Source organism: Embleya sp. NPDC055664, from assembly GCF_053618075.1.
Genome location: NZ_JBSHGZ010000069.1, coordinates 1 through 20687, shown reverse-complemented (window position 1 = coordinate 20687; position 20687 = coordinate 1). Strand labels below are relative to the sequence as shown.

Here is a 20687-nt window from a genome sequence, read left to right as displayed (position 1 = left end):
CGCACCCATCCCCACCCACTGCGACCCCTGCCCCGGAAACACCAACACCGTCCGCCCCGAAGAGCGAGCCACACCCGAAACGACACCCGGAAGGGACTCCCCCGCAACCAGCGTCGCCAAGCCGGCGGTCAACTCCGCGTGGTTCGAGGCCGATACGACAGCCCGATGTTCGAACGCCGACCGGGTGGCCACCAGCGCCGATGCGACCACCGCCGGTTCCGACTCGGGGTGTTCGGCCACGAACTCGGCGAGTCGGCCCGCCTGCGCCCGCAGTGCGGCCTCCGACTTGCCCGACACCACGAACGGCAGCGCCCCCCACGCGGCGAGGCGCGGCCGACCCACCTCCGGAGCCTCCGGCTCCGCCGCCTGCTCGATGATCACGTGGGCGTTCGTCCCGCTTATCCCGAACGACGAGACCGCGGCCCGGCGCGGACGATCGACCTCGGGCCACGCCCGCGCGTCGGTGAGCAGTTCCACCGCGCCCGCCGACCAGTCGATCCGGGTCGAACGCTCCTCCGCGTGCAGCGTTTTGGGCAGGATCCCGGCCCGGATCGCCAGCACGGTCTTGATCAGGCCCGCGACGCCCGCCGCCGCGCCGGTGTGGCCGATGTTCGACTTCACCGAGCCCAGCCACAGCGGGCGATCGGCCGGGCGACCCCGGCCGTAGGTGGCGAGGAGCGCCTGCGCCTCGATCGGGTCGCCGAGCGTGGTACCGGTGCCGTGCGCCTCGACCGCGTCGACATCGCCCGCCGACAGACCGGCGTTCGCCAGCGCGAGCCGGATGACCCGCTGCTGTGCGGGGCCGTTGGGGGCGGTCAGGCCGTTGCCCGCGCCGTCCTGGTTGACCGCGCTCCCCCGGACCACCGCGAGCACCCGGTGGCCGGCGCGCCGTGCGTCGGCCAGCCGCTCGACCAGGAGCACGCCCGCGCCGTCGGCGAGACCCATACCGTCGGCGGCCTCCGCGAACGCCTTGCACCGGCCGTCCGCGGCCAACCCGCGCTGGGCGCCAAAGCCGAGGAACTGGATCGGGGACGACAACACCGTGACACCGCCGACCAAGGCCAGCGAACATTCGTCGTTGCGCAGCGCCTGTACGGCCAGGTGCAGGGCCACCAACGACGAGGAGCACGCGGTGTCCACGGTCACGGCGGGACCTTCGAGCCCGTACAGGTAGGACAACCGGCCGGCGAGTACTGCGGCGGCCGTACCGGTGGTCAGGTGTCCGAGGTGTTCGTCGGGTACCCGACCGCTCGTCCACGCGTAGTCCACGCTGTTCGTACCCATGAATACACCCGCCCGGCTGCCGCGCAGACCGGCCGGGGGGATGCCGGCGTGTTCGAAGGCCTCCCAGGAGGTCTCCAGGAGCAGCCGTTGCTGCGGGTCCATCGCCAGGGCCTCGCGCGGCGAGATGCCGAAGAAGTCGGCGTCGAAGTCCGCGACGTCGCGAATGAAGCCGCCGGCCGCGGCGTAGGTGGTGCCGGGGTGCTCCGGGTCGGGGTGGTACAGCCGGGCCACGTCCCAGCCGCGATCCCGGGGCAGCGGGCCGATCGTGTCCTCGCCGCGTTCGAGCAGATCCCACAGGTCGTGCGGTGAGGCGACGCCGCCGGGGAGGCGGCAGGCCATGCCGACGATCGCCACGGGTTCGGTGGTGGCGTCGGCCGCCTCGAAGGCGGCGATCCGCTGCTGTGCGTGGTGCAGTTCGGTCGTGGCCCACTTCAGGTATTCGCGAAGGGTTTCCTCAGTGGCCACGGCAGTCCTCCGGTGCTGGGGTCGCGGTGTGCGTGGGGCCCGGGCGGGTCATGGCGTGCCCCCGGCCGGGGTGCCTCGGCCGAGGCGGCGGTCGATGAACGCCAACATCTCGTCGTCCGAGGCCGCTTCGAGTTCGGCGGCGACGCTCGGCGGGTCGGTCGAGGGTTCGGTGCCGGCGCCTGCCGTCCCGTTCCAGTCGGCGAGCAGTGCCCGCAGTCGCCGGGTGATGCCGGCCCGGTCCGTTTCGCCGACCGCGGCCGAGGCCAAATCGGCGGTGAGGCGGTCGAGTTCGGCGTGGACGTGGGCGGCGTTCACGGGTGTGTCCGGCAGGAGTTCGGCCGTCAACAGGTCGACCAGGGCAAGCGGGGTCGGGTGGTCGAACAGGAGGGTGGCCGGCAGGTCGAGGCCGGTGCGCCGGTTCAGCCGGTTGCGCAGGTCGACGGCGGTGACGGACTCGAAGCCGAGCTCGGCGAAGGCGCGTTCGGGCCGGATGTCCTCGACCGAGTCGTGGCCGAGCGCTGCGGCGGTATGTGCGCGGACCAGCTCCAGGAGGCGGTGCGAGCGGTCGGCGGCGGACAACTCCGCGATTTCGCGGCGGAATTCGTCGGCCGCGTGCACTCGCTCCTCGGTCGCGGCCGAGGTGGGGCGGGCCTCGGGGACGGTGTCGATCAGGCGACTGGGTCGGCGGGCGGTGAAGCCGCGGATGAAGACCGGCCAGTCGACGTCGGCGACGGTCACCCAGGTGTCGTCGTGGTCGAGGGCCCGTTGCAGTGCCGCCAGGGCCGCGTCGGGGTCGAGCGTACGCAGGCCGCCGAGGCTGAAGCGGCGTAGTGCGCGGGCGAACTCGGGGTCGGCCGCGTCCTGTTCCGTTGCGGGGTGGCCCGCCGGGTCCGGCTCCGTCGTCGGGTCCCAGACCGACCAGGCCACGGACAGGGCGTGCCGGCCCCGCGCGCGGTGTTGTCGGGCGAGGGCGTCCAGGTGTGCGTTGGCGGCGGCGTAGGCGCCGTGTTCGCCGCTGCCCCAGAAGGCGGCCACGGAGGAGAAGTACACGATGGTGCGCAGCTCGTCCGGGTCGAGGAGTTCGTCGAGGATGCGGGCGCTGTCCACCTTGGCAGCCAGTACGTCGGCGACGGCGGCCGGGTCGGTGTCGAGCAGGGCGGCCAGCCCGGGGTCGCCGGCGGTGTGCATCAGGTCGGTGATCGTTCGGCCCGCCGCGGTGAGGCGCTCGATCAGGTCGGCGACCTCGCGCCGGTCGCTCAGGTCGCACGCTGCGGCGGTGAGCCCGATGCCCGTCGCGGCGAGGTCGACTTCGAGGCGGGCGGCGGCGTCGGGGTCGATCCGCCCGGCCAGCACGACGTGTTCCGCGCCGCGCTCGGCCAGTCGGCGGGCGAGCCGGGCCGCCGGCGCGCCCGTGCCGCCGATGTCGCCGGTGATCAGCACGGTGCCGGACGGCCGCCAGTCCCGTACCGCTGCGGCTCCGGCCACCGGCGCGTGCACCATCCGGCGGACGAAGGTCCCGGTCGGTCGGACGGCGAGCTGGTCCTCGTGGGCCGCGTTGCCCAGCGCCCGCCACACCCGTTCGACGGCATCCGGATCCGGGTGCTCCGGCAGATCGATCAGGCCGCCCCAGCGGTCCGGCAGTTCGAGGGCGGCGACCCGGCCCAGGCCCCAGATCCGGGCCTGTTCCGGATCCGGGGGCGCCGGGTCGCCGTCGACCTCGACGCCGCCGCGCGTCAGGCACCACAGCCGGATGTCGGCGGTGCGGGCGGCGGCGGCCTGGACGAGGAGCAGTGTGCCGGCGAGACCGGCCGGGTCGCGGCCGAGGAGGGACAGGATCCCGAGCGGTCCCGCGCCGTCGGGCAGCGCCGTTTCGAGGCTGCGCGCCGGTTCGGCCCCGGTGGTGGGCCGGGCGGGGTCGACGACGAGGATGGCGACGTTCGTGCCCCGCTCGGCGAGCGCTGCCGCCCATGCGCCGCTTTCCTCGTCGGCGGCCGGTACGACCGCCAACCACGTGGTGGGCGTGGCGGGGTCGGTGGGCAGGTCGTCGGCGGGCCGCCAAACGGCGCGATAGCGCCACTCGTCGGCGATGCGCTGCTCGCGGGCCCGGCGGCGCCAGGTCCGCAACGCGGGCAACGCCGCGTGCCACGGTCGCGCGTCGGGGGTGTCGAGCAGGTCGGCGAGGGCCCGCGAATCGTCGGCCTCGATCAGCTCCCAGAAACGCGTCTCGGCCGGGTCACGACTCGCTTCGGTCGCGGCGTGCGCCCGGTCGAGCCAGTAGCGCCGCCGGTGGAAGGGATACGTCGGCAGGTCGACGGCCTCGGCCCGGCGGCCGGCGAACACCGCCTCCCAGTCGGGTGTGACGCCCAGGACCGTCGCCTCGCCGACGGAGAGCAGGAACCGTTCGAGGTCGCCCTGCTCGCGACGCAGGGTCCCGACGGTCGCCACCTCCATGCCGACGGCCGCCGCCGTCTCCTGGATCGGGGTGAGCAGGGTCGGGTGCGGACCCACGTCGACGAACGTGTCGTAGCCCTGAGCCAGCAGCCCGCGTACGGTCTGCTCGAACCGCACGGTGTGCCGCAGGTTGTCGTACCAGTAGTCGGCGGCCAACCGCGTGGTGTCCAGCGGCCCGCCCGTCACCGTGGAGTGGAACGGCACCGTCGCGGCCGCCGGTTCGATCCCGGCCAGGTCGCCGCGCAGCCGATCGCGGATCTCCTCGACGCGGGCCGAGTGCGAGGCGTAGTTCACCGGCAGGATCCGCCCGCGCTCCGCCGCCGCAACCAGTTCCCGCACCGCCGCCGGCTCGCCCGAGACGACCACCTGACCGGGGCCGTTGACCGCCGCGAGAGACAGCCGGTCGTCGAACTCCGCGATGCGCGCGACCACTTCGGCCTCCGAAAGGGCGACCGACGCCATCAGGCCGCGCTCGGCCAGGTCGAGCAGTGCCCTGCCACGCAGCGCGACGATCCGCGCGCCGTCCGCCAGGGTCAGCGCGCCGGCGACGCAAGCCGCCGCGATCTCGCCCTGGGAGTGCCCGACCACGGCGGCGGGTCGTACCCCGTGGGCGCGCCAGAGTTCGGCGAGCGAGACCATCACCGCCCACAACGCGGGCTGCACCACGTCCACCCGCTCCAGGCCGGCCCCCTTCGGATCGCGCAGCACCTCGGTGAGCGACCAGTCGACGTACGGGGCCAGCGCCACCGCGCAGCGCTCGATGTGCTCGGCGAACACCGGTGCCTGGTCCAGCAGTTCGGCGGCCATACCGGGCCACTGCGAGCCCTGGCCGGGGAAAACGAACACGACCCGGTCGCGGACCGGTCCGCTGCCCTCGACGACGCCCGCCGTCGCTTGGCCCGAGGCGAGGCCGTCCAGCGCGCGCCGGAGGCCGTCCCGGTTCCGGGCCACCACGACCGCGCGATGGGCGAGCCGGGTGCGGGTGCGGGCCAGGGAGAACGCGAGGTCGGCCGGGACGAGTTCGGGGTATCGCGCGAGATGGGCGCGCAGTCGGTCGGCGACCGTGCGCAGTTCGCGTTCGGTGGCGGCGGAGAGCAGGTACGGCAGCGGCGCGGCGTGGTCGGCGGCTTCGGGTTCGGCTCCGGGTTCGGTCGGCTCCACGGCGCGGGCGGGCGCGGGCGGCGCCTGTTCCACGATCACGTGCGCGTTGGTGCCGCTGATCCCGAACGAGGAGACACCGGCCCGGCGCGGCCGGTCGTACTCCGGCCAGGGCACAGTGTCGGTGAGCAGCGCGACCGCGCCGGCCGACCAGTCGACGTGCGGCGTCGGCGCGTCCACATGCAGCGTCCTGGGCAGCACGCCGTGCCGCAGCGCCATCACCGTCTTGAGCAGGCCCGCCATGCCGGCGGCCGCCGCCGCATGGCCGAGGTTGGACTTCACCGAGCCGAGCCACAGCGGTCGGTCGGCGGGCCGGTCGTGGCCGTAGGTGGCCAGCAGCGCCTGCGCCTCGATCGGGTCGCCCAGCGTGGTACCGGTCCCGTGTGCCTCCACAGCGTCCACCTGATCGCCCGTCAACTCGGCGTCGGCCAGGGCGAGTCGGATCACCCGCTGCTGCGCCGGACCGTTCGGCGCGCTCAGCCCGTTGCTGGCGCCGTCCTGGTTGACGGCACTGCCGCGCACGAGCGCCCATACCCGCCGGCCGTGCCGCCGGGCGTCGGAGAGCCGTTCGAGCAGGACCACGCCGACCCCCTCGGACCAGCCGGTGCCGTCGGCCGCAGCCGCGAACGACTTGCAGCGGCCGTCTCGGGCCAAGCCGCGTTGCCGGCTGAACTCGATGAAGCCCGTGGGATCGGCCAGCACCGTGACACCGCCGGCCAGGGCCGTCGCGCATTCGCCGCGCCGCAACGCCTGCACGGCCAGGTGCAGCGCCACCAGCGAGGACGAACACGCGGTGTCCACGGTCACCGCCGGGCCCTCGAGGCCGAAGGTGTAGGCCAGTCGACCGGACAACACACTGCCCGCACCGCCGGTGAGCGCGTAGCCCTCCGCGTCACGCGCGCCGATTCCGTACCCGGACGGCGTGCCGCCGACGAACACCCCGGTGGACGTACCTCGAAGCGCCGACGCATCGAGTCCGGCCCGTTCGAACGCCTCCCACGAAGTCTCCAGGAGCAGCCGCTGTTGCGGGTCCATCGCCAGCGCCTCGCGGGGCGAGATCCCGAAGAAGCCGGGGTCGAACTCGGCGGCCCCGGGCAGGAATCCGCCGTGTCGGGCGTAGGAGGTTCCGGGGTGGGCGGGGTCCGGGTGGTACAGGCCTTGCAGGTCCCAGCCGCGATCGTCCGGGAAGGGTCCGATGGCATCGCCGCCGTCGGCGACGAGCCGCCACAGATCATCGGGCGAGCCGATTCCGCCGGGGAAGCGGCAGGCCATGCCGACGATCGCGATCGGTTCGTCCACCGAGGCCCGCACGACGGTCGTGGTCGACAGGCTCGTCTGCCGCCGCCCACCGTCGAGTTCGGCGCACAGGTATGTGGCCAGCGCGGTCGCCGAGGGGTGGTCGAAGACGGCGGAGACGGGCAGGGGGAGGCCGGTCAGCGTGGCGAGCCGGTCGCGCAGTTCGACGCCGGTGAGCGAGTCGAAGCCGAGGTCGCGGAAGGCCAGGTCGGGATCGATCGCCTGCGGTGAGGCGTGGCCGAGTACGCGCGCGACCTCGACGCGGATCGCGTCGAGTGCGAGCGCCGGTCGGTCGGCGGGTGGGGAGGCGGCGAGCCGGCGGCCGAGTTCGGCGGTCGCTGCGTGTTCCGGATCCGCCGATTCTGCGGCGCCCGGCGCGAGTTCGCCCCACAGCGGGCTGGGGCGCAGTGCGGTGAAGGTGGCGGTGAAGCGTTGCCGGTCGACGTCCGCGACGGTCAGCGTGGGCTCGGAGCCGCCGACCGCGTGGGCAAGTGCGGCCAGGGCGGTATCCGGGTCGAGCAGGCGCAGGCCGCGCCGGGCCACCCACTCCACGTCGCGGTCCGTGGCGACCATGCCGTCGCCGGCCCACGGTCCCCACGCGATCGAGGTCGCGGCGAGTCCGCGTGCGCGGCGCTGCTCGGCCAGCGCGTCGTGGGCGGCGTTCGCGGCGGCATACGCGCCCTGCGCGCCGCTGCCCCACACACCGGCGATCGAGGAGAACAACACGAAGGCCCGCAGGGGACGTTCGCCGAAGACCGCGTCGAGATTCGCGGCACCAACCGCCTTGCCGGCGAGCACGTCCGAACAGGTTTGCGGGTCGGTGTCGAGCAGCGCCCGGTCCCGGACGATGCCGGCGGCGTGTACGACGGCCTCGATCGGGCCGCCGTCCGCTTCCACTTCGGCGACGAGGTGGGTGACGGCGGCCCGATCGGCGAGGTCGCAGGAGACGACGGTCGTGCGCGCTCCGAACTCGGCCAGTTCGGCGACGAGTTCGTGCACACCTGGCGCGTCCATGCCACGACGGCTGACCAACACCACATCGTGCGCACCGCGTTCCGCCGCCCAGCGGGCCACCCGGGCACCCAGGCCGCCGGTGCCGCCGGTGATCAGGATCCGACCCGTCGGCCGCCAGTCGGCGGAGTGCTCCGACGGCGCCCCGGCGGACAACCGCCGTACCCACACCCCGATCGTACGCACGGCGACCTGATCCTCGGCCCCGTCGGCGATCATCGCGGCAACCCGGGACCAGGCCGACTCATCGGGCGTGGCGGGCAGGTCGATCAGGCCGCCCCACAGCGTGGGATGCTCCAGCGCGACGGTGCGGCCCAAGCCCCAGACCTGGGCCTGTTCGACGTGCCGGAGCACATCCGAGGCGCCCGTACCCACCGCGCCCTGGGTCAGACTCCACACCCGCACCCGGTCGTCGAGTCCGAGATCGCACAGCGCCTGAACGAGGGCCAGCGTGCCGGAGAGGCCGGCGGTGAGCCCGGGCGCGACGGGGTCGGGTGTCGTGTCACGCCCCAGGAGCGAGACGACGCCGATGATGTCGGGGTACGCCCGTAGCCGTTCGGTCAGCGCCGCGCGGTTCGCCGCGCCGGGCTCGACGACGAGGTGTGCGACGTGCGCGCCACGCGCTTCGAGCGCCCGCCCACCCGCCGCGCCGAGGTCGGTGTCGGACGAGATCACCAGCCAGGTGCCGGACAGCCGGGCATCGCACGGCTCGGCGACCGACCGCCAGCGAATCGTGTATCGCAGACTCGTCCCCGGATCGACGCCGTCCGCGTCCCGGCCGGCGGCAACCGGAACGGCACCGGCGTCACGACGCCGCGTGGCGAGCCAGTAGCGCCGCCGCTGGAAGGCGTAGGTCGGCAACTCCACGCGCCTGCCGCCACGCGTGGCCGAGACACCGGACCAGTCCACCCGGATTCCGACGCCGTGCAGGCCGGCCAGTGCGGTGCTCGTGGTCCGTGTCTCGGAGTGGTCCCGACGCAGGAACGGCACGACGGTGGGTCCGGTCCGCGAATCGATGTTCTCCCGCGCCATCGCGGCGGCCACCGCATCCGGACCGATCTCCGCGAAGGCCGTGATGCCTTCCGCGACGAGCGTGCCGATGCCGTCGGCGAAGCGGACCGGTTCGCGCACCTGGCGCACCCAGTAGCCGGGGTCGGCCAGTTCGGCGTCCTCGGCGATCCGGCCCGTCACATTGGAGACCACCGGGATCCGCGCGCTCCCGTACGACACTCCCTCCAGCACCGTCCGGAAGTCGGCCTGCATCGACTCCATCCGCACCGAGTGGAACGCGTGCCCGACTCGGAGCCGCCGGGTCCGCCGCCCCTGCTCCGCGAAGCGCGCGGCCACCACGAGTACGGCGTCCTCGTCCCCCGAAACCACCACGGACGTCGGCCCGTTGACCGCCGCCAGACCCACCGTATCCAGGCCCTTCAGGGCGATACGTACCTCCGCTTCGCCGGCCTGCACCGCGACCATCGCGCCACCCGCCGGCAGCGCCTGCATCAACCGGCCCCGCGCCGCCACGACCGTCGCCGCATCGGCCGGTGACCACACACCGGTGACGTGCGCGGCGGCCAACTCCCCGATCGAATGACCCAGCAGGAAGTCGGGTCGCACGCCGAACGATTCGACCAGTCGGAACAGCGCCACCTCGACGGCGAACAACCCCGCCTGCGTGAACACCGTCTCGTCGAGAAGCCCCTCGGTACCCTTCGCTCCGAAGACGACGTCCCGCACCGAATGCGCCACGTGTCCGGCCAACCGGTCGTCCAACGCGGCCACGATCTCGTCGAAGGCCGCCGCGAACACCGGCTGGGTGGCGTGCAGTTCACGCCCCATCCCGACCCGCTGACTGCCCTGTCCACTGAAGAGGAACGCCACTCGACCATCCGTACGGGCCGTCCCCGTCACCACGCCGGGCCTCGGCGCTCCGTCCGCCAAGGAGCCCAATCCCGCGAGGAGTTCCGCACGATCGACACCGAGGACCACAGCGCGCACATCCAGCGCCGCACGAGTCGCGGCCAGCGAATGGGCGAGGTCGAGCGGGGTGAGGTCGGGGTGCGCCTCGATGTGGTCCAGCAAGCGCCGTGCCTGCGCGCGCAGTCCGGTTTCGGAGCGGGCGGAGACGAGCCAGGGGATGTGCTCGTGCGCAAGTCTTTCCGTCGTCACCGACCCGCCGCCGTCCTCCGCGGCGGGCGCCGCCTCGCCCTCCTCGATGACCACGTGCGCGTTCGTCCCGCTGATCCCGAACGACGACACGCCGGCCCGACGCGGCCGACCCGTCTCCGGCCACGGACGCGCCTCGGTCAACAGCTCCACCGCGCCCGCCGACCAATCCACGTGCGGGGTCGGCGCATCCACGTGCAGTGTCTTCGGCAACACGCCCCGGCGCATCGCCTGCACCATCTTGATCACCCCCGCCACCCCCGAGGCGGCGACCGAGTGACCGAGATTGGACTTCAGCGCGCCCAGCCACAGCGGACGTTCCGGGTCACGGTCGCGTCCGTACGTGGCCAGGAGCGCGCGCGCCTCGATCGGGTCGCCGAGTGCGGTGCCGGTGCCGTGCGCCTCCACCGCGTCGACCTGATCCGCCGTCAGTCGGGCGTTCTCCAGCGCCTGCCGGATCACCCGTTGCTGCGCGGGACCGCTGGGCGCGGTCAGCCCGCTGCTGCCGCCGTCCTGGTTGACCGCGCTGCCGCGCAGTACGGCGAGCACCTGGTGGCCGTTGCGCCGCGCATCGATCAACCGTTCGAGCAACAGCAGGCCCACGCCCTCCGACCAGCCGGTGCCGTCGGCGGCCGCGGCGAACGCCTTGCAGCGGCCGTCCGGCGCGAGGCCGCGTTGGCGGCTGAACTCGACGAACAGGGACGGATCCGAGAGCACCGACACCCCGCCGGCCAGGGCGAGGGAGCACTCTTCCTGCCGGAGAGCCTGCGCGGCCAGGTGCAGCGCGACCAGCGAGGACGAACAGGCCGTGTCCACGGTCACCGCCGGGCCCTCGAACCCGTACGTGTACGACAACCGGCCGGACAGCACACTGGCCACGTTTCCGGTCAGGAGGTAGCCCTCCACACTCTGCGGCACGTCGTCCGGATGCTCGATGTAGCGGAGCGCGCCGGCCCCGACGAAGACACCGGTGCGGCTGCCTTTCAGCCTGATGGGGTCGATCCCGGCCCGCTCGAACGCCTCCCACGACGTCTCCAGCAACAACCGCTGCTGGGGATCCATCGCCAGCGCCTCGCGCGGCGAGATGCCGAAGAACTCCGCGTCGAAGTCGCCCACATCGGACACGAAGCCGCCCCGGCGCACATAGGTCTTGCCGGGCGCAGCCGGGTCCGGGTCGTAAATGCCGTCGACGTCCCAGCCCCGGTCGGTCGGGAAGTCGGAGAGCACGTCCGCGCCGGCCGCGACCAGCCGCCACAGGTCCTCGGGCGAGCGGATCCCGCCGGCGAAGCGGCACGACATGGCGACGATGGCGATCGGTTCCCGCCCGCGCGCCTCGACGACGGCCAACCGCCGCTTGGTCTGCCGAAGTTCCTCGGCCACCCGCTTGAGGTAGTCGCGAAGTTTGTGCTCGGTGTCGCCGGCGCTCATCGGTCACGCTCTCCAGAGGTCGGGGGTCCGGATCGTTGGGCAGCCGACGGATCCGGCGGGTTGGGCGCGGACCGGTCCGGCGGGTCGGTGGCCCACGGCTCCGGCCGTTCGCCGGATCGGTCGAGGCCCAACTCCTCGTCGAGCAGGGTGAACATCTCGTCGTCGGTCACGTCGTCGAAACCGTCCGGTCGTTCGTCGCCGGCGGCCTCGGGTGCCGTGCCGTTCGGCGTCTCCTCGAATCGCCACACCAGTGCGCGGAGTCGGCGCAGCACCGCCTCCCGCTCGTCGCGCGCGCTCGGAGGCGAGTCGGCGAACGCCGCTTCGAGCCGGTCCAGTTCCCCGAGCAGCGGCGCCGGCACGGACTCCTGTGCGGGGTCCAGCCCTTCGTCCAGGAATCGGGCGAGTGCCTGCGGGGTCGGACAGTCGAAGGTCACCGTCGTGGGCAGACGCAGTCCGGTGGCGACGCCGAGCCGGTTGCGCAGTTCGACCACGGTCAGCGAGTCGAAGCCGGACTCCAGGAAGCCGCGTTCGGAGGAGATCGCGTCCATCGAGGCGTGCCCCAGGACGAGGGCGCTGTGCCGACGGACAAGGTCGACCAGGATGCGCTCCCGCTCCGCCCGGGACCGTCCCGCCAACTGCCCCGCCAGCGCCGGTTCCGCGTGGGTCTCGGCGGCGACGGCCCGCCGCAGCGGGGCCCGCACCAGCCCGCGCAGGGGTGCGGCCAGGACACCCTGTTCGGCCGCCGTACGCAGCGCGACGAGGTCGAACCGGACGGCGGCCGGGTGCGCCTGCACCGTCCGCAAGGCCGCGTCCAGCAGCGCGAGGCCCTGTTCGGCCGTCATGGCGACGATGCCGGAGCGGTGCATCCGGGCGAGGTCCGGCCGGCCGAGGTGCCCGGTCATGCCGCTCGCCGCGCCCCACAGTCCCCACGCCACGGAGGTGGCGGGAAGGCCGGCGGCCTGCCTGCGGGCGGCGAGCGCGTCCAGAAAAGTGTTCGCCGCCGCGTAGTTGGCCTGCCCCGGGCCACCCAGCACGCCGGCGATCGAGGAAAAGAGCACGAAGGCGGCGAGGTCGTGACCGGCGGTCGACTCGTGCAGGTTGATCGCGCCGTCGACCTTCGCCCGCAAGACCCGCTCCACATGTTCGGGGGTCATCGACTCGACCGGTGCGTCGGCCAGGACACCGGCGGCGTGCACAACCCCGGTCAGCGGCGCGGATTCCGGGATGCGCGCCAGAACCCGCGCGAGGGCTTCGCGGTCGGCCGCGTCGCACTCCTCGACGACCACCCGCGCCCCGAGACCGGAGAGCTCGGACACCAGTTCCTTCGCGCCGGGGGCGGCCGGGCCGCTGCGGCTGAGCAACACCAGAGCACGCACACCGTGTTCGGCGACGAGATGCCGGGCCACCAGCGCCCCCAGCGTGCCGGTGCCGCCGGTGATCAACACCGTCCCGTCCGGATCGAGCGGCACCGGCATCCGGAGCACCAACTTCCCCGTATGCCGCGCCTGCGCCATGAACCGAAACGCCTCAGGTGCCCGCCGCACGTCGAAACACCGCACCGGGACCGGCGTCAACACACCCGACGCGAACAACGCCAACAGTTCGCCGAGCAGCACCGCGATCCGCTCCGGCCCAGCCTCCAACAGGTCGAACGCCCGATACACGACTCTCGGAAACGCGGACTCCACGGTGTCCCCGTCCCGGATGTCGGTCTTCCCCATCTCGATGAACCGCCCGCCATCGGCGGTCAGTTGCAACGACGCGTCGACGTACTCGCCCGCCAGTGAGTTCAACACCACGTCCACGCCTCGGCCGCCCGTCGCGGCCCGGAAGCGCGTCGCGAAGTCGAGCGTTCGCGAATCACCGATATGCGCATCGTCCAACCCCAACGACCGCAGCACATCCCACTTGCCACGACTCGCCGTCGCGAACACCTCGGCACCCAGGTGCCGCGCGATCCGCACCGCCGCCATCCCCACCCCGCCGGTCCCGGCGTGGATCAGCACCGACTCGCCGGCCCGCAGACCGGCCAACTCCACCAGCCCGTAATACGCCGTCAGGAACACCACCGGTACCGACGCCGCCTGCTCCCAGGACCACTGCGCCGGAATCCGGGCAACCGTCCGGTGATCGGCAACGGCGTGCGACCCGAACGCTTCCGGGAACATCCCGAATACCCGGTCCCCGACCACGAAGTCGGACACACCCGGACCCACCTCGGTCACCACGCCCGAGCCCTCGCCGCCCATCGACGCACCGGCCCCGGGGTACATGCCCAGGGCGATCAGCACATCACGGAAGTTCAGCCCCGCCGCCCGCACCGCGATCCGCAACTGCCCGAAGCCCAAGGGCTCCAGGGCCGCCGGCGCCGGCACCGGCGTCAGGTCTGCCAGAGTCCTGTGGGAGATCGCATCCAGCCGCCACGCATCCAGCGGCGGTGTCAGCGTCCCGTCGCGATCCGCCCGAACCAGCCTCGGCGCGAGCACGACGCCCGACCGCACGGCGACCTGCGTCTCCCGCGCCGCCAGCGCCGTGCGCGCCACCTCGACGGGGTCCGCCGCATCGGTGTCGGCATCCGGGTCGAGGTCGATCACCAGGAACCGGTCCGGGTGTTCGTGCTGCGCCGACCGCACCAACCCCCACGCGGGAGCGTGTACGAGGTCCGACACCGGGTCACCGGATGCCGCCGCCACCGCTCCGCGCGTGACCACCACGAAGCGCGACGCGTCCGATGCGGCGGTCAGCCAATCCCGCATCTCCGCGAGCACGCGGACGGCCGCCGCCTCGACCGCCGAGGCGAGATCCGCGAACTCCGTCGGAACCGGAGTGCAGGCGTGGATCGTCAAGTCCGGCTCCGGATCCGGATCCGGCCGATCGCCGTCCGGAGCGCGCCGCTCGACGGGACTCCAGACCACCGAGTACAGCCAATCCGCGGCCGGCGAACCGGTGCCCGGCCCGGCCCGGTCGACGGCGCGCAGTTCGAGCGCCTCGGCCGAGAGCACCGGTCGCCCGGTGCCGTCGGCGGCCTGCACCGCGATCCGGTCGGGATCACCATCGACCGGCGCCAGCCGGATCCGCAGCGCCGTCGCCCCGACCGCGTGCACCGTAAGCCCCTGCCAGACGAACGGCAGCCGCATCGTGCCCGTCGGGGCGGTGTCCGCCTCGGCACCGACGAGGCCGTGCAGGGCGGCGTCGAGCAGCGCCGGGTGCATCGCGAACCGGCTCGCCGTTCCGGCGAGTTCGTCCGGCAACCGCACGTCGGCGAACAACGCGCCGTCGCGGCCCCGGTACAGCGCCCGCAACCCCCGGAACGCGGGCCCGTAACCGTATCCGCCGTCGGCGGCACGAGCGTAGAAGCCGTCGAGGTCGACCGGTCGCACACCGGTCGGGGGCCACGCCACCAGGTCGAACGCCGCGTCGGTGGCCTCCTCGACCAGGAATCCGGCGGCGTGAGCAGTCCATGCGCCGTCCTCGCCCACCGCCTCGTCCCGGGAGTACACCGCGATGGCCCGGCGCCCGTCGGCGGTCGGCGGCTCCACCCGCACCTGAAGAGCGCACGCGCCCTGCTCGGGCACCACAAGCGGCGTGTGCAGCGTCAGTTCGTCGATGCGTCCGCAGCCCACTCGATCGCCCGCCTGGACGGCCAGTTCCGCGAAGGCGGTTCCGGGCAACAACACCGTCCCCGCGACGGCGTGGTCACGCAACCACGGCTGGGCCCGGAGGGAGATCCGGCCGGTCAGTACGACTGCGTCGCTCCCGGCCAGACGTACCGTCGCCGCGAGCAACGGGTGCCCGGCCGCGACCAGTCCGAGCCCGGCGGCGTCGAGCGGTGCGCCCGCGACGTCGTCGAGCCAATAGAGCCGGCGCCGGAAGGCATAGGTCGGCAGGTCGAGGTGCCGGCGCCCGGTCGGCGCGAGCACCGCCGACCAGTCGATCCGGCAACCGCGGACATGGGCCAGTGCGAGTGCCGTCAACACTCCTTCGTACTCCGGGCGGTCCCGGCGCAGCACGGAGCCGGCGGCAACCTCGGGCGTGCCCGCCTCGGCGCCGGTCCGCCCGGCAAGACAATCCTGCACCAGGGCGGTCAACACCCCGTCCGGACCCAGTTCGAGGAAGGTTCCCACGCCCGCCGTGCGCAGTTCCCGCACGCCGTCCGCGAAACGCACGGCGCCGCGCACCTGCCGTACCCAGTAGTCCGGTTCGATCAGTTCCTCGGCGCTCGCGAGCCGTCCGGTCAGTGTGGAGACGATCGGCAGTGTGGGTCGGCCGAAGGTGACCCCTTCCAGTACACCCCGGAATTCGGCCGTCATCCCGTCCATCCGCAGCGAGTGGGACGCGCGGCTGATCATCAGTCGTTTGGTCTTGCGTCCGCGTGCCGCGAACTCGGCCGCCACCCGGAGCACCGGCTCCTCGTCGCCGGAGAGCACCACCGACATCGGACCGTTCAGCGCGGCGATGCCCGCCGTGTCACCGACACCCGCCGCCGCCAGCGCCGCCGTCACCTCGTCCTCGCGGGCCTGTACCGCGACCATCGCGCCACCCGCCGGAAGCGCCTGCATCAATCGCCCACGTGCTGCCACCACCTCGGCCGCGTCCGCGAGCGACCAGACGCCCGCGACATGTGCGGCGGCCAACTCCCCGATCGAATGGCCCAACAGGAACTGCGGCCTCAGGCCGAATGATTCGAGCAACCGGAACAGCGCCACCTCGATCGCGAAGAGCGCCGCCTGGGTGAACACCGTCTCGTCCAGCAGCCCTGCGGTGCCCTCTGCCCCGAACACCACGTCCCGCACCGAATACGCGACATGCCCGGCCAGTCGGCGATCCAACTCCGCCGCGGCAGCGTCGAAGGCTTCCGCGAATACCGGAAAGTCGGCGTGCAGTTCCCGCCCCATCCCGACCCGCTGACTGCCCTGCCCGCCGAACAGGAACGCCAGGCTCCCCGCCCCGAGCACCGATCCCCGGACGACACCGGCCCCGAATTCACCCGATGCCAGTGCGTCCAGCCCGCCCGACAGCACGGCACGCGTGGAACCGACCACCACGGCGCGCTCTTCGAGGGCCGCACGCGAGCCGACCAGTGCCGAGGCGACCGCGGCGGGGTCGAGTTCGGGGTTCTCGTTCAGGTAGGCGGACAACATCGCGGCCTGGGCGCGCAGCGCGTCATCGGACCGTGCCGAAAGGTGCCAGGCCAGGGCCCGTTCGCCAGTCGTGACTTCCGCGACGTCCTCGACGTACGCCGGTTCGGGTTCCTGCGCCAGGAGCACATGGGCGTTGGTGCCGCTCGCACCGAACGAGGAGACACCGGCCCGGCGGGGACGACCGTTCTCGGGCCACTCGCGCGCCTCGGTGAGCAGTTCGACCGTGCCCGCCGACCAGTCGACGTGCGGGGACGGCTCATCGCAGTGCAGCGTCCGAGGCAACACGCCCGCGCGCATCGCCATCACCATCTTGATCACGCCGCCCACGCCGGCGGCGGCTTGGGCGTGACCGATGTTCGACTTCAACGACCCCAGGTACAGGGGCCGTTCGGCACTCCGCCCCCGGCCGTAGGTGGCGATCAGCGCCTGCGCCTCGATCGGGTCGCCGAGCGTCGTACCCGTGCCGTGTGCCTCGACCACGTCGACGTCGGCGGCCGACAGTCCCGCGTTCGCCAGCGCCTGCCGGATGACCCGCTGCTGCGACGAACCGTTCGGCGCGGTGAGACCGTTGCTCGCGCCGTCCTGATTGATCGCCGTACCGCACACCGTCGCCAACACCCGATGCCCGTGCCGCCGCGCGTCGGACAACCGCTCCACGAGCAGCACACCGACACCCTCCGACCAGCCGGCGCCGTCCGCGGCCGCCGAGAACGGCTTGCACCGACCGTCCGGCGCCAATCCCCGCTGCCGACTGAACTCGACGAAGACCTGCGGCGTGGCCATCACCGTCACGCCACCGGCCAGCGCCATCGAACACTCGCCGCTGCGCAGGGCCTGAGCGGCCAGATGCAGCGCCACCAACGACGACGAGCACGCGGTGTCCACGGTCACCGCCGGACCCTGGAACCCGAAGTGGTAGGCGATCCGCCCCGAAGCGACGCTGCCGGAGTTGCCGAGCAGCAGATAGCCGTCCACACCCTCGGGCACCTTGCGCATGCCCGATGCATAGTCGTGGTACATCACCCCGACGAACACGCCGGTTCGGCTGCCGCGCAGCGAGCCGGGATCGATACCGGCCCGTTCCAGCACCTGCCACGAGGTCTCCAGCAACAACCGCTGCTGCGGATCCATCGCCAATGCCTCGCGCGGCGATATGTCGAAGAAGCCGGCGTCGAACTGCCCGGCGTTGTGCAGGAATCCGCCCTCGCGGGCATAGCTCCTCCCGGATGCCGCCGGGTCGGGGTCGTACAGCCCGTCCAGGTCCCAGCCGCGGTTCGACGGGAAGGGCGAGACGACGTCCCGGCCGTCGTCGACCAGGCGCCACAGGTCCTCGGGCGACTCGACCCCGCCGGGGTAGCGGCAGGCCATCCCGATGATGGCAATCGGGTCGTCGTCCACCGGCGTGGTGGCCGGCGTAATGGGCGACACGTCCCGGGTGCCCAGGAGTTCCCGGCGGACCTCGCGCAGCAGTGCCGCCGGTGTCGGGTGGTCGAAGACGAGGGTGGCGGGCAGGCGCAGGCCGGTGGCTGTGTTGAGCCGGTTGCGCAGGTCGAGGGCGGTCAGCGAGTCGAAGCCGAGCGACTTGAAGGTCGCGGTGAAGACGATGTCGGCGCCCGTGGGGAGGCCGAGTACGGCCGCCATGTGTTCGCGGATCACCGCCGCCAGGGCCCGCTCCCGCTCGGCTTCCGACAGCGCGCCGAGCCGCTGGGCCAAGGCCGGCCCCGACGCGAGGGTGCCCGAGCCGGCGGCGACGGGGCGGGCCGGTGTGCGCACGAGGCCGCGCAACATGCCTGCCGGCAGGCCACTCTCGGCGCGGGCACGGAGCGCGGAAAGGTCCCACGCGGCCGGGACCAGCAGGGCCTCCGTCGAGCCGAGCGCGGCGTCGAAGAGGCGCAGCCCCTGCTCCGTGTCGAGCGATCCGATGCCGAGCCGGCGCATACGCTGCCGGTCGGTGTCGCTCATCGCACCGGTCATGCCGCCGGCCTCACTCCACAACCCCCAGGCGAGCGAGGTGGCCGGGAGTCCGGCGGCGCGGCGGGCGTGGGCGAGTGCGTCGAGGTAGGTGTTCGCCGCCGCGTAGTTCGCCTGTCCCGGACCGCCCAGGATGCCGGAGACGGAGGAGAACAGCACGAAGGCGGCAAGGTGGTGATCGGCGGTCAGTTCGTGCAGGTTGACCGCGCCGTCGATCTTGGCGCGCAGCACGGCGTGTAGCCGATCGTCGGTCATGGCCGCGACCACACCGTCGTCCAGCAGTCCGGCGGCATGCACCACACCCGTCAGCGGGACCCGCAGGCGATGCAATACTCCGCGCAACACGTCCCGATCGGCCACATCACCGGCCTCGACCACCACCGACGCACCCAGCGTCGCCAACTCTTCGGTCAACTCACATACCCTGGGGGCCTGTTCGCCCCTTCGCCCGAGCAGCACCAAATTGCGCACCCCGTGCCGCGCGACGAGACGGCGGGCCACCAGCCCACCCAACAGGCCGGTACCGCCGGTGATCAGCACCGCCCCTTCACCGAAGCGACCCGCCGCTTCTACAGGGGAAGCGGCGTGCCGGACCAGTCGCGGCACCGAAACCGCGCCTCCGCGTACCATCACCTCCCGTTCCCTGAAAGCCAATACGCGCGGCAGGACGGCCGTCCACTTCGCGTCGTCGACGTCCACCACGACGAATCGATCGGGGTGTTCGGTCGCCGCCGACCGCACCAGACCCCACACCGCCGACGCCGCGAGTCCCGGCAGCGCCGAGGCTTCCGAACCCATCGAGACCCCCACCGCACCCCGCGTCACCACGACCAACCGCGCCCCGGCGAACCGCTGGTCGGCCAGCCACTCCCGCACCACCGACAACACCCGAACCGCCACCCGGTGGGCTGCGGCAGCTTGATCGCCGTCCGTTGCCGAGTCGGCGAAACAGGGCAGAACGACAACCTCGGGTACGCCGTCCGCAGCCACCGCCCGCAGATCGGGCGCGTCCACGCCCAGCACCCGGATCGCTCCGACGAAGGGGGCATCGACGCCACCGGTCGCAGTCCACTCGACGCGGTACAGATCCTGCTTCGCGACGGGCCGCGCCGCGACAAGCACGTCGTGGGCGATGGGGCGAAACGTCAGCGCCTCGATCACGGCCACCGGGGCCCCGGTCGCATCGGCCAGCGACACCCGCACGCCGTCCGACCCGGCGGGGGACAGCCGTACCCGCAGGTGGGAGGCGCCACTCGCGTGCAGCGTCAGCCCCTTGACGACGAACGGCAACAACACCCGCTCGCCGCCCGGGGACAGGGCGGCGTGCAACGCGGCATCGAGCAGCGCCGGGTGCAGTCCGAAACGACCCGCATCCGCCGCTTCGTCGGGCAGCGCCACCTCGGCGTACGTGTCCTCGCCCACTCGCCATGCGGCCCGCAGGCCCCGGAAGGCGGGCCCGTACGCATAGCCGCCGTGCTCCAGGTCGGCGTAGAAACCGTCGAGATCCATCGGCTCCGCGTCGGTCGGCGGCCAGGTCTCCGACGCGAAGGACGCGTCCTGCGCCGATGCGCCCGCCGACAGCGTCCCGACGGCGTGCCGGGTCCAGTCCGGCTCCGCCGACTCGTCCGCGCCGCGGGCGTACACGGCAACCGAACGCGACCCGTCGGCCTCGGCCGCATCGACCACGACCTGGATCTCCAGCGAGCCCTGCTCGGGGATCACCAGCGGTGCCTCCAGGGCGAGTTCCGCGAGCAGGCCGCAGCCGACCTCGTCCCCGGCCCGAATCGCCAGTTCCACGAACGCCGTAGCCGGCAGCAGTACCGTCCCGGCGACCACGTGATCCCCGAGCCAGGCGTGCGTGGACAGCGACACTCGTCCCGTCGACAGGACTCCCCGCCCGTCACCGAGCCGCACGACCGCCCCGAGCAACGCATGGCGCGCCGGGGCCTGGCCGAGGCCGCGCGCGTCACCTTGGGACGCGGAACGGACCGACCAATACCGCCGACGCCGGAAGGCGTAGGTCGGCAACTCGACGTCCCGAGCCGTGTGTTCGCCCACGAGCGGTGTCCAGTCGATGGTGAGCCCGTTGACGTGCGCCTCCGCGAGCGCCGTGGTGAAGCGCTCCGCGCCGCCTTCAGCCCGCCGCAACGTTGCCAGCACCACCGCTTCGGCGTCGGCGGCTTCGATGGTGCTCTCGATGGGCGTGGTCAGCACCGGGTGGGCGCTCACCTCGACGAAGGCGTCGAACCCCTGGGCCAGCAGGAGCCGCACGGTCTCCTCGAAACGCACCGTGCGCCGCAGGTTGGCGTACCAGTA

3 protein-coding genes are annotated in these 20687 nt (G+C 72.9%); all 3 read right to left on the bottom strand.

The genetic code is table 11. The features are described from left to right. Positions 1–1749: type I polyketide synthase (locus tag ACWGR4_RS47190; RefSeq protein WP_452133117.1), on the bottom strand; the 1749-nt coding region annotated here is incomplete at its 3' end. 48 nt (positions 1750–1797) lie between these two features. Further along, complete coding sequence (locus ACWGR4_RS47185; protein ID WP_452134345.1) at positions 1798–11259, bottom strand: type I polyketide synthase; 9462 nt, start codon at positions 11257–11259, stop codon at positions 1798–1800. Next, positions 11256–20687: SDR family NAD(P)-dependent oxidoreductase (locus ACWGR4_RS47180; protein ID WP_452133118.1), on the bottom strand; the 9432-nt coding region annotated here is incomplete at its 5' end. The genes ACWGR4_RS47185 and ACWGR4_RS47180, both read right to left, overlap by 4 nt.

Bases quoted from the DNA above. Each gene is read 5' to 3' on its own strand.
- ACWGR4_RS47185 (WP_452134345.1), bottom strand. From the start codon at position 11,259: ATGAGCGCCGGCGACACCGAGCACAAACTTCGCGACTACCTCAAGCGG.